This is a genomic window from Aquirufa echingensis, assembly GCF_042714525.1.
In the GTDB taxonomy this organism is placed as follows: Bacteria; Bacteroidota; Bacteroidia; order Cytophagales; family Spirosomataceae; genus Aquirufa; species Aquirufa echingensis.
In genome coordinates, this window is sequence record NZ_JBBKYA010000003.1 from 1 (window position 1) to 13,508 (window position 13,508).

The window sequence follows — 13,508 nt, forward strand, 5'->3', positions numbered from 1 at the left end:
TGACCTGCTCCCCGTGGTATGTACAACCTAAACTGGAGTTTCGGGGTTATTTTCATGTAATATAATAAATTCTTGCGGACTTAAATTATTTAATGAACTATGTGGTCGAAAAAGGTTGTAATCCCATTTCCATGCTTCAATTTTCTCTTTCGCATCCTCTAAATTTAAGAACCAATTGATGGAAAGACACTCATCTCTAAATTTTCCATTAAACGACTCAATATACGGATTGTCTGTGGGTTTTCCTGGTCTAGAAAAATCAATAGTCACCTTATTTTCATATGCCCATCTATCCACCTCCTTGGAAATAAATTCACTACCGTTGTCACATTGAATCCGATCTGGAATACAATTTTCATCCTGTTTTATTTGCTCCAATTGGTCAGCCACATCCTGTCCCTTAAGCGATTTGCCTACGAATAATTGCAAGCATTTTTTACTGTAGTTGTCCACTACACTTAAAATTCTAAATCGCGTTCCATTATACAATGCATCTTGCAAAAAATCCATACTCCAAACCTTGTTAATACTTGTGTTTTCTACTCGTTCTAATCGATGAGCACCTGATCTATTCCTGCGAGGACGCTTTCTTCTTAAATTCAAGCCTTCCTCCTTATAGATGCGGTAAATTCGCTTATGATTATCAGCAAATCCTTCGCGACGAAGCACTGTGCAGATTCTTCTAAAACCAAATCGAATACGTGTATTGGCAATTTCATGTATCCGCATTCTCAGCAAACGATCTTCCCTAGGTTTGGATGTATAATAATATATCGACCGAGCCAATAACATACACATACAAGCTCTGCTTACAGAAATTCGATAATTTTCAATGAGCCATTCTGACAATTCTCTTCGATAAGTTGTCGTCAGAGCTTTTTTTTTATCACATCCTGCAACATCTGTTTGTCCAAACTTAAATCCGCAACCAACTTCTTCAATTGATTGTTTTCATCCTCCAATTGGCGAAGCTTGCGAAGCTCACTAATTCCTAAATTACCATACTTTTTCTTCCAATTAAAAAAGGTGGCTTGGGATATTCCCAACTGGCGGCAAACTTCCTCTACGCGGGTTCCTGATTCATATTGCTTTATAGCAAATATGATCTGCGGCTCTGTGAATTTTGACTTTTTCATGGCATCAAATTAACTTTTTTTTTCGTTTTGATACCCGAAATCCTCTAGTTTAAAATCGTACAGTTTTTTGGTAACAGGTCACTGCTTACTCTGTGTTCTAATATAAATACGATTACATGTTCGAAATTGTTTCGTTTTTCGGTTTAATGGTGTCTGCATTATTGATAATCAACACCAGTATAGAAAATAAATTGAACATTTATTTAAGTCTATTTTTTCTAACGGTAAGTATTTTTTCCCTTACCCGAAATTTTATCTTTTATGTAAATCACCCTTTTATATTGTATTACTTCATGCCTGGAGCTATCCCTTTGTTCAATCTTTCTGCTCCGATCCTGTTCCTATACATAAAGAAATCGATGGTGCCTGATGAGCCCGAGCATTTTAAGCGAGATGAATTGATTCATTTATTACCATTTCTTATTTCCTTCATTAATATTACGCCTCATTTATTATTAAGTGCTGATGTCAAGATTGAATTTATCCGGGCACTTATTTTGAATCCATTTAAATTAGTTCAGCTTAAGACCCTATTATTTCCAATTCAATATAATTTGTTGTTTAGACCTTTTATTGGTTTTATCTATTGCTTTGCCGCTTTAAAAATTTACCTCAATCATAAGGATCATTTCATCGCAAATGAAAAATCAAATTCCCAATCCAATTTGAATTGGTACTTGCTTTTGATTATTTGTGCCGGCATGAATTTTTTGACATCCTTTTTAATTGGCCTTTTTGCGCAGCATGGCGCATACAAAGTTCAGGATGTGAATGAGGTAAAGTTGTTTATGCTTGTGCCGACTTTGTTTTTGTTGTTTTTGAATTCTTCCATTTTCTTTTTCCCACGTGTGGTGTATGGAGGGATTCGTAGAAAGATTATCAAAAAGGAATACGCGCCGGAGAAACTGGTATTTAATGACTATGCACAAGCGCCTATCCGTAATTTGGTCGCTGAATCTTCTGATTCAGATAGTACCAATGTAATGATCTCGCGCAAATTAGCTGAGTATTTTCAGCAAAAGCCTTACCTCCAACCGGGTTTTACATTATCTATTATTACCCAGGATACTAATATTCCCTATCATCAATTAACCGCTTACTACAATAATTACCTTGGGATTAATTTTAATGATTGGAAAAATAATGCGCGGATCGAATATGCTATGGAATTAATAAAAGATGGAAAGGCTAAAAATCTAACCTTAGAATCCATAGCCTATACGTGTGGATTTCTCTCTAGGTCGAATTTTGTCAATTCGTTTAGAAAAAAGACAGGCTTAACCCCTTCAGAATATTTAAAAAGTGTTCACCAGGACTCGATGGTTATAACACTAGGCTTTAGTTAGTGTAATTATTAGATTTTATTCGCGAATCCCTTTCGATGTGCTATTGAAAGGGATTTTTTCATGTATATAATAGTCCGAAGTCCGATGTCCATAGTCCGGAGTCAGAAGTCTGTAGTCCGAAGTCTGTAGTCCGAAGTCTGTAATCCGAATTCCCGGAGTCCATAGTCCGAAGTCTGCAGTCCTAAGTCTGGAGCTTTCCTTCACTCTTCACTCTTCATTATAAACAGACGCGAGGTATCGCGTCTCTACATTAATGGTTTTAAATCCAAGATCCAAAGTCAAATGACCAATGTCTAATGTTCAATGTCTAATGTTCAATTTGCTTCCCCAATTTCAGATAAATTCTTTCTTAGTCTGCAAATATTCGATTCTCAAGGGCTTATACCTGTCATTTTGCTTACAGCTGGGCTGCTTTATTGGGTGTTTTAACGAACAAAATTTTGAAGTAGGAATCTGAAAAACGATTGTTTATGGTTTTTTAGTCAATAATAAGTAATTAATAACTCCCAGCTTACAGCGATTTGCGGAATTTTAAGCAAATAATAGCGCTTAAATGGGCAGATTTTAAAGCAAATTGCTTCGTTTTAGCGGATTTTCGATCAGTTTTTGTTTCAATACAAGCCTATTTTATCAAATAATTGGAATTAATTCCCTTTCCAATACCTGACACATCTCATTTTTTTTAACGAAACAATGTGATATCACGTTTACCTATATATTTTTTTGGACTTGCTTTCAATAAAATACAGTACAGCGCCCCTCTTTAAATCTCATGTACTTAATCTCATGTACTAGATTTTAGTTTTAGTCCAAAACACACATTTTTAGCGCTTTTAGGGCCTTTTTTATTACTGTAGGTTTGTCTCAACGAATGAGATAAAAGAGTTCATAATTCTTTGGCTCTCGTCCGACGACTTAACTGTTCTAAAAACTTAAAAAAATTACGCAATGAAAATTTCACTCTTTTACATCAAAGCTTTGGTTTTGATGCTAATAGCCTTCGCGATTGTGTGCGGGATTATTGGTGACATAAAAGCCCAGAGCTACAATTTGTCTGTAGGGACTAATGTTTCAACCTATCTGTTTAAAAATTCAGATGGTGTTGACGTGGATTTCCTAAAAAGAGGTTCTGGATCTAGATTTCAAATCGGATCAGAATTTCTATTGTTGGATACGACGAATAATTACAGTTCTTCGAGTAAAAAGGCCATTTATTTTTCACAGCGACAGGGATTAGCAAAATTCTTATCCTTAGTGCATTTAGATGTACAGGTAGAAGCCAATCAAATCAATGCGGTAGGTGATGATCAAAACATCGCCTTTTCCTATCAAACAAATTATGTCGGATTGTCTGGAGGCTTGGGGATCTACTCGCCTTCCTTTAAAAAATGGTCTGTTAGTCTTCACAGTAGACTTGCTGGCTTTAAATTAATTCAGGGAAACCAAGCATTAGCTAGCCGATATATTGATTTAACTAAAGATAGCCAATTCGCTGATATTCAGCTATTTGCAGGTTTGTCTACTCAAGTACATAAAAAACTAAATGATCGCATTAGCGCATTTTTGGAATACAATCGAATGCAAACTTTTCACCCTAATCAAGTTGGGAAGCCAACTTTAAATTTCCTCAATGATACCATCAGTTTTGGTATTAAGATTTCTAAGTAATTACCCAAACGTTCTAAAAACATGAAAAATTATCTACGTTTAATCTGTCTCTTGGCTTTTCCCATTTTGTCCTATGGGCAAACGAAAAGCCTGAATTATCAAGCGGTTATCATGGATCCCAAGCCTATTGAGATTCCAGGTACATCGATTACAGGCCAGCCATTGAAGAACGGCAAGGTCAATGTTCGCTTTACCCTTTTGTCCAAATCGGGTTCTGTCGATTATGAAGAATTTCATCAAGCAACCACGGATGAATATGGTTTAATCAATTTGACGATTGGTAATGGTTTAATTGGTTCCGCTTCTGGTTTGTCCACGCAGGCGACTACAGCAACCTATCGAACTTTTGATGCGATCAAGTGGGATGCGAATGTTAAGCAATTACGTGTCGATTTGAGTTTTGATGCTGGGAAGAACTTTTCCACTGCCAGTGTTCAGCCTTTTAATTACACGGCTTATGCTTTGTATGCTGAATCCGTTGAATACAAGAATGTGCGTGATACACCCACTACCCTCTCCTACTTCAATAATGACGTAGGTTATATTGTCAACAAGGATTTGGATCCAATCAAAAATGAAATTGATCAAAATCAAAAGGATGCGATTTCTAAGTTTTTGATTGTTAATCAAGCTATTTCAGATAATGAAAAAGTTATTGCGCAAACGAATCAAAAGCTTGGTGATATTTCCGTAACGGTTACTAATCAGGGTAATCAAATCACCAATCAAGGAAATCAAATCACGAATGTGTCCAATCAAATGGTCATCACCCAAGCGAAAGTAGAAGCTGTTGTGAATAGCTATGAAAATTTGGGAAATAAATCAACCAGCGTGCAATCGGATAGAAACAGTAATGATAAATATCCTTCTGTAAAAGCGGTTAAAGAATATGTGGATCAAGCGACGTTAGGAATTGCTTTACAAACAACTGTTGATGGTAAAGAGGATAAACAAAACAAATCTGTCAATATCAAAACGGATAAAAATCCGAATGTAAATTATCCGACAGTGGCTGCGGTCAAGCAATTTGTGACTGAAGCTGCGTTAAGTTCTGATGTACAACTCATCATTGATGGCAAAGAAGATGTAGCCAATAAGTCGACCAATGTGGTCACTGACGGAACATCAAATGACAAATATCCTACAGTAAAAGCAATTAAAGACTATGTCGATGAAACGACTTTGGGAAAAAGTCTTGCGGCTGATATCAGTGCCAAAGAGGAGAAATCTAACAAAACGGATGTAATTAAGCAGGATGAAACGAATGCCAATTTATTTCCTTCAGTCTTAGCGGTTAAGAAATTTGTGAATGATGCGACGATCAACTCGTTGACCGTTGAGAAACAAGCAATTGCATTGAACGATGCAAAAAATGTGATTTCCTTAACCGGAGGTGAAACGCCAAGTTCTATCACTTTGCCAAATGCATCAAGTACATTAGCGGGTTTGGTGCAGTTGAAGGGTGATTTGGGAGGAACATCGGATAATCCGACGGTTCCAGGTTTGGCCAACAAAGAAAATTCAGCGAATAAAACGGATGAAATTAAAGTGGATGAGACAAATGTTAATTTGTTTCCTACTGTTTTGGCGGTGCGTAAATTCGTGAATGATGCAACGATTAATTCATTGACTGTGGAGAAACAGTCCATCAGTTTAAATGATGCCAAAAACGTCATTACCCTTGCTGGCGGAGAGAAATCAAGCTCAATAACATTACCGAACGCGACAAGTACAGATGCTGGTTTGATCCAATTAAAAGGTGATTTGAGTGGGACTTACGATGCGCCTGAAGTAAAAACTGACGCAATCACGACTGCCAAAATTTTGAATGAAAATGTCACGGATGCGAAAATCAAGTCAGTTTCAGCTTCTAAATTAACAGGTGAATTAAGTTTAGTAAACGGAGGAACGGGTGCCTCTTCAAAAGCGGGAGCTCGTGAAAACTTAGAAATCAATCTTGTTGATAATACCTCTGATGCGAATAAACCTATTTCAATCGCGGCACAATCGGAATTTGATAAAAAAGAGTCATTGTCGAACAAAACAAATGATTTTGTCAAGTATGCAGATTCAGATGAAAAATACCCAACCATCAAATCCGTAAAAAGTTACATCGATACGAAATCTACTTCTAACGAAGGATTAGTAGAAGCTGAAAAAGTTCGTGCGATGCTTGCTGAAGATTCCAAAGAAGATTTGGCGAATAAGTCGAAAAACGTTACAACCGATAAAGATTCGGACGATAAATATCCTACAGTGAAGTCGGTGAAGACTTATGTTGATGCCCAAACTTCTAATACAGAAAGTTTGGTAAAAGCGGAGGAAACGCGTGCTTTGGCTAAAGAGGCTTTGAAAGAAGATCTAGCGAATAAGTCGAAGGACGTTACAACCGATAAAGATTCGGACGATAAATATCCTACGGTGAAGTCGGTGAAGACTTATGTAGATGCTCAAACTTCGAACACAGAAAGCTTAGTAAAAGCGGAGGAAACGCGTGCTTTGGCTAAAGAGGCTTTGAAAGAAGATCTAGCGAATAAGTCGAAAGATGTTACAACTGATAAAGATTCGGACGATAAATATCCTACGGTGAAGTCGGTGAAGACTTATGTAGATGCTCAAACTTCGAACACAGAAAGCTTAGTAAAAGCGGAGGAAACGCGTGCTTTGGCGAAAGAGGCTTTGAAAGAAGATCTTGTGAATAAGTCGAAAAACGTTTTGGAAGACAAGGATTCTGATATCAAATACCCAACCGTTAAGTCTTTAGTGGATTATGCAACTTCGTTAGTAAAAAGTGGTGATGATGATACAAAAGATGAAATAGAAAAGGAAAAGCAACGGGCGATAGGTCGTGAAAATGGCTTGGGAGATGAGATTTCAGAAGAGAAAAAACGTTCTTCCGACAAAGATACGGAACACGAGTCTGCGATAGCGGCTACTTCTATTTTGGTCAATTCGAACAAAACATCCCAAGATGCTAAGAATACAGAATTAGAAGGGAAATTATCAAACCATGCTTCTGCCCTAGCAACGGAAAAATCTGATCGAGAGTCGGCAATTAATGCTGAGAAGTTGGCTCGTGAAACGGCGATTTCATCAGAGAGTGCTGCTCGAGTTGCTGGTATTGCAACAGAGAAGTCGGATCGAGAAGCTGCTATGTTGGCTGCTAAAAATGCACAAGACACGAAGAATGCTGATTTGGATTCAAAAATTGCTACAAATGAATCAACAATCAGTTCGAATAAATTGGCTCAGGATGCTAAAAACACAGAAATCGATGGCAAGTTTACAAGCCAGGCTTCTGCAATTGCATCAGAGAAATCCAATCGTGAAACGGCAATTTCTGCGGAGCGTACGGCTCGCGAGTCAGCTATTTCAACAGAAAGTGCTGCACGAGTTGCTGGAATTGCAACGGAGAAGTCTGATCGTGAAGCGGCATTGTTAGCTGCTAAAACTGCACAAGACGCAAAGAACTCAGATTTAGATTCTAAAATTGCTTTGCACGAATCAACTATCAGTTCGAATAAATTAGCTCAGGATGCTAAAAACACAGAAATCGATGGCAAGTTTACTAGCCAAGCTTCTGCGCTAGCAGCTGAGAAATTAGCTCGTGAAACAGCTATTACAACGGAAAGTGAAGCACGTATTGCTGGTTTAGCAAAAGAAAAGTCTGATCGTGATGCTGCCATTGCTAATTTAACGGTCGCAAATGGTGATGTAAAATCGGCACTTGATGCTGAAAAAATAGCGCGTGAAACGGCAATTTCTGCGGAGCGTACGGCTCGTGAGTCTGCTATCTCAACGGAAAGTGCTGCACGAGTTGTTGGAATTGCAACAGAGAAGTCTGATCGTGAAGCGGCATTGTTAGCTGCTAAAAATGCACAAGACACGAAGAATGCTGATTTGGATTCAAAAATTGCATTACACGAATCAACAATCAATTCGAATAAATTAGCTCAGGATGCTAAAAACATCGAAATCGATGGCAAGTTTACTAGCCAAGCTTCTGCGCTAGCAACTGAGAAGTCTGATCGCGAGGATGCGGTAAATGCTGAGAAATTAGCTCGTGAAAAATCTATTTCAATTGAAAGTGAAGCTCGAGTAGCTGGTTTAGCAAAAGAAAAATCAGATCGTGATGCCGCTATTGCTAATTTAACGGTTGCAAATGGTGATGTAAAATCGGCACTTGATGCTGAAAAAATAGCGCGTGAAACGGCAATTTCTGCGGAGCGTACGGCTCGCGAGTCAGCTATTTCAACAGAAAGTGCTGCACGAGTTGCTGGAATTGCAACAGAGAAGTCTGATCGTGAAGCGGCATTGTTTGCTGCTAAAAATGCACAAGACACGAAGAATGCTGATTTGGATTCAAAAATTGCTACACATGAATCAACAATCAGTTCGAATAAATTAGCTCAGGATGCTAAAAACACAGAAATCGATGGCAAGTTTTCAAGCCAGGCATCTGCAATAGCATCAGAGAAATCCGATCGCGAAATTGCAATTTCTGCGGAGCGTACGGCTCGTGAGTCTGCTATTTCAACGGAAAGTGCTGCACGAGTTGCTGGAATTGCAACAGAGAAGTCGGATCGTGAATCTGCTATGTTGGCTGCTAAAAATGCACAAGACACGAAGAATGCTGATTTGGATTCTAAAATTGCTACACATGAATCAACAATCAGTTCGAATAAATTAGCTCAGGACGCTAAAAACACTGAATTTGATGGCAAGTTTACAAACCAGGCTTCTGCTTTAGCAACAGAGAAATCCGATCGCGAAACGGCAATTTCTGCGGAGCGTACGGCTCGCGAAACAGCTATTTCAACGGAAAGTGCTGCTCGAGTTGCTGGAATTGCGACAGAGAAGTCGGATCGAGAAGCTGCTATGTTGGCTGCTAAAAATGCACAAGACACGAAGAATGCTGATTTGGATTCAAAAATTGCTACACATGAATCAACAATCAGTTCGAATAAATTAGCTCAGGACGCTAAAAACACAGAATTTGATGGCAAGTTTACAAACCAGGCTTCTGCTTTAGCATCTGAGAAATCAGATCGCGAAGCGGCAATTTCTGCTGAGCGTACGGCTCGCGAGTCTGCAATTTCAACCGAAAGTGCTGCTCGAGTTGCTGGAATTGCGACAGAGAGGTCGGATCGAGAAGCTGCTATGTTGGCTGCTAAAAATGCACAAGACACGAAGAATGCTGATTTGGATTCAAAAATTGCTAGACATGAATCAACAATCAGTTCGAATAAATTAGCTCAGGATGCTAAGAACACTGAAATCGATGGCAAATTTACAAGCCAAGCTTCTGTCCTAGCAACTGAAAAATCGGATCGTGAGGCTGCTGTAAATGCTGAAAAATTAGCTCGTGAAACAGCCATTTCTACAGAAAGTGCTGCACGTGTTGCTGGATTAGCATCTGAGAAATCAGATCGCGAAGCGGCAATTTCTGCTGAGCGTACGGCTCGCGAGTCTGCAATTTCAACCGAAAGTGCTGCACGTCTTGCCGGAATTGCAGCTGAAAAATCAGCTCGTGAAGCAGCTATGTTGGCCGCCAAAAATACACAGGATTCGAAAAATGCTGAAATAGATGGTCGTTTGGCAAATCAAGCTGCTGATATCTCAACTCACAGTGCTGCAATTGCAACGAATGCGGCTTCTATCCTATCAAATAAAAATACGCAGGATAGTAAGAATACTGAAATAGAAGGCCGATTGACCAGCCAAGCTTCGGATATCGCCTCACACGCAACAACGATTGCGTCTAATTCCGCTGCTATTTTGGCCAATAAAAATAGCCAGGATACTAAAAATGCAGCATTGGATGCATTATTGGTTACTCAAGGAAATACAATTGCCAACAATAAATCGGCACAAGAAAGTAAAAATACTGTTTTTGAAGGTCGTTTGGCTAGTCATGCGTCTGAAATCGCATCACAAGGATCTGCTATTGCTTCGAATACGGCTGAAATTAGCGCAAATAAAAGTGCTCAAGATGCTAAGAATACGACAATAGAGAATCAATTGAGTGCTCAGGGTTCTGTGATTGCCAACAATAAATCAACTCAGGATGCTAAGAACACAGAGATCGAGGGTCGTTTGACAAGTCATGCTGCCGACATATTAACACAGGGTTCAACAATTGCCGCAAATACTTCCGCAATTAATTCAAACAAAAGTTCCCAAGATGCTAAGAATCTTGCGATTGATGCAAGTTTATCTTCACACGCTGCTTCTATTGCAGATAACAACGCCGCGATTGCAGCGCACGAAGCAAAATTAGCTACAAATTCAGCTTCGATAAATGCGAATGCGAACGCAATTTTGGCAGAAGTAAATATAAGAGAAACAGAAATTGCAAAAGAGTCAGCCGCTCGTTTAGCACTTTCTAAGAAAGTTGACGCTAGCCTTTCTACGCTTCAAACGACCCTTTCTGCTGGTGTTTCTACTATTGGTTCTACGTTAACGAGTGGAAATATTATCGTCGGTGACGCATCGAATGTAGCCGCTGCGGTCGCAATGTCGGGTGATGTGACGATCAACGAAGCTGGAATCACGACGATTGGATCCAATGCCATTGGCTCGACGGAAATTATCAATGGTACGGTAACGAATGAAGACCTTGTCAATAAATCTGTATCAATCGGTTCGACGACTTTGGATTTAGGTGCTTCGACAACAACCTTGACTGGTTTAACTTCCGTTTCAGCAACAAATTTCACAGGTGCCTTAACGGGTAATGCTAGCACAGCAACGAAATTGGCTAATGCCAAAACAATCGGCATGACCGGTGATGTAACCTGGACAAGTTCTGCATTTGATGGTTCCGATCACGTAAGTGGCGTGGCAACAATCGGTACAGGAAAAGTTACCAATGGTATGTTGGCCGGCGGAATCGACCTTACGTCTAAAGTAACTGGAATTCTTCCTTTGGCAAATTTACCTGCCGACTTGACTGCACGTGTTTCGATTGCGAACACAAACACAAATGGTTTGTTGGCATCTACCGATTGGAATACATTTAATGCCAAACAAAATGCGATTACGCTGAGCTCAACGGGTTCAAGTGGAGCCGCAACGCTGACAGGTTCTACATTGAATATTCCTAATTACAGTTTAGGTAACTCAGCTGGATTCACAGGAAATTTAGCGGGAGATGTTTCAGGAACACAAAATGCAACGATTGTTACGAAAATTAATGGTGTTTCATTGGCCGGATTAGGTACAGGGATCTTGAAAAATACGACGGGGACAGGTATTCCAACGATTGCAGAAGCCGCCGACTTTCCTATTTTGAATCAAAATACAACAGGTTCTGCTGCCACAGCAATCGCAGCTTCAACGCAAGCTTTGGGAGATTCATCTACAAAAATTGCGACGACAGAATTTGTTGCCAAAGGTTTGGTGGCTAAGACTAGCAAGAATTATGTGGATAACGCACTCCTTGCAAAAGCGAATTTGGTCTCCCCTACTTTTACAGGATCTCCTTTAGCTCCAACGGCTTTAGCTACAGATAGTTCGAATGTTATTGCTTCGACAGCATTCGTCAAATCTTTGATCGCGTCAAAAACGAATAAAGCTTATGTGGATGGAGTAAACGCTTTGAAAGCAAACTTGACATCACCTACTTTCATCGGTGTACCATCTGCGCCAACAGCAGCTTCAAATGATAGTTCAGCTACAATCGCAACAACGAAATTTGTGAAAGATGGATTAGCCTCAAAAGTAAGTAAAGCGTATGTTGACAACTCGGTTGCCTTGAGAGCTACGTTAGCTTCACCGGTATTTACAGGAATACCTTCCTTGCCTACTGGGACTATTGCGGTGACTCAAAATTCAGGGGACTCAACTTCAAGTGTCGCAAGTACTTTGTTTGTCACACGAGGTTTGGCGGCAAAGGTGAACAAAGCTTATGTTGATAATTCAATCATTACAAGAGCACCTTTGGTATCTCCAACATTTACAGGGTTACCTGCTGCTCCAACGGCTGCTTTAGGAACAAATACGACACAAGTGGCTACGACAGCGTTTGTTAAATCTACAGTAGATGCTGCAATTGCTTCAGCAACAGGTATTACCCAAGCTGCAAACGACAATTCTATTAATTTAGCTACAACTGCATATGTGGACAACGCTGATGCATTGAAAGCTGATTTGGTATCGCCATCATTGACGGGTACACCTACTGCACCAACGGCTTCTGCTAGTGCTAATTCGACGCAAATAGCGACAACAGCCTATGTGGATCGTGCGGATGCATTGAAAGCAAACTTGGCTTCGCCAACATTTACAGGCACACCTCTCGCTCCTACAGCTTCTGTAGGAACGAATACGACTCAAGTTGCTACGACTGAATTTGTTAACTCTACTCTAGAATCGACCGAAGTAACTGTTGGAAAGGCTGGTACTTCCAATGGAAATGGGGTAAGAATTGGCAACGCGAGATTTACCATTAATAAGCCCACAGCACCTAGTACAAGTTCGAGTAGTACAACTTTATCTATTACACAAGTATTAGAGGCAGGAATTTTTGTGGGAACTTCTACTTCTGGCACAAAAACAATCAAGATTCCTAAAGCAAATGGATCATCCGGATTAGTTAAGGCATTGCCTAATGCAACAGTAGGTGATATTGTAACAGTATTAATCGTAAATGGTGGAAACCAATCATTGTCCATCGATGTGGAAGATTCTACAGTAACCAAGGTTCCATCTAGTATGATTGTTCCTGCGGGTACTTCTCGTTTAGTTTATATACGCGTTACAGATATAACATTGGATAGTGAAAAAACCTCCATTTATTAATAACACCATGAAAAAGCTCTTAATACTCTGTGCTCTCTGTTTAATAATTGGTGTAAGCGCTCACGCTCAAAAGTTGATGAACTCAACTATTAGCGGCGGGGGCGCCACCAAAATGTTAAATGGCCAGTATTTTTCGCATGTGGTTGGGCAAACCAGCGTTGCTGGGACCTATTCGAATGGGAAATTAGCCATTAGACAGGGTTTTAAACAACCTGGATTTGGTGTAAGTTATAAAACACAACCCATTGCTTCGGTTACGAACACAAATAAAGATCCAGACGCAATGATCACTTTTACCGCCTATCCTAATCCGTTCCTTGACCATGTGACCATATCGTTATCTGAGGAAGTAGATTACCCCACGCAAATTTCCATTTTTGATCTCGTCGGGAACCCTATCTATGAAAAATCATTTCCAAACCTCACGAAACTGATTGATGTTACGAATTTAGGAATGCTGAGATCCGGACAATATATTTTACACATTACTCAAAAAGGGAAACCGACAACCATGATTTTAATTAAAGAATTATAATATTTTAAGCTATTTTTAGAA

5 protein-coding genes are annotated in these 13,508 nt (G+C 39.6%); 4 read left to right on the forward strand and 1 reads right to left on the reverse strand.

Annotation, left to right across the window (positions count from 1 at the left end):
* Positions 1–27 precede the first annotated feature (27 nt).
* A protein-coding gene (locus SKC38_RS05285; protein WP_377975747.1) for an IS3 family transposase occupies positions 28–1,136 on the reverse strand; the annotation gives its coding sequence in 2 pieces (ribosomal slippage) (positions 28–887 and positions 887–1,136; 1,110 coding nt in all).
* A 293-nt stretch (positions 1,137–1,429) separates the two neighbouring features.
* On the opposite strand from SKC38_RS05285, the gene SKC38_RS05290 reads away from it, so the two are divergent.
* From SKC38_RS05290 to SKC38_RS05305, 4 genes are all read left to right on the forward strand, one after another.
* Complete coding sequence (locus SKC38_RS05290) at positions 1,430–2,482, forward strand: helix-turn-helix domain-containing protein (protein WP_377975749.1); 1,053 nt, start codon at positions 1,430–1,432, stop codon at positions 2,480–2,482.
* Between the two features lie 948 nt (positions 2,483–3,430).
* Positions 3,431–4,150, forward strand: a complete 720-nt coding sequence (locus tag SKC38_RS05295; protein ID WP_377975750.1) for a hypothetical protein — start codon at positions 3,431–3,433, stop codon at positions 4,148–4,150.
* A gap of 21 nt (positions 4,151–4,171) precedes the next feature.
* Positions 4,172–12,952 carry a hypothetical protein gene (locus SKC38_RS05300; protein WP_377975752.1) on the forward strand — a complete coding sequence of 2,927 codons (8,781 nt, stop codon included), beginning with the start codon at positions 4,172–4,174 and terminating at the stop codon, positions 12,950–12,952.
* Positions 12,953–12,959: 7 nt separating this feature from the next.
* Entirely contained in the window at positions 12,960–13,487 is a 528-nt protein-coding gene (locus SKC38_RS05305) for a T9SS type A sorting domain-containing protein (RefSeq protein WP_377975754.1), read from the forward strand.
* Positions 13,488–13,508: the final 21 nt, after the last annotated feature.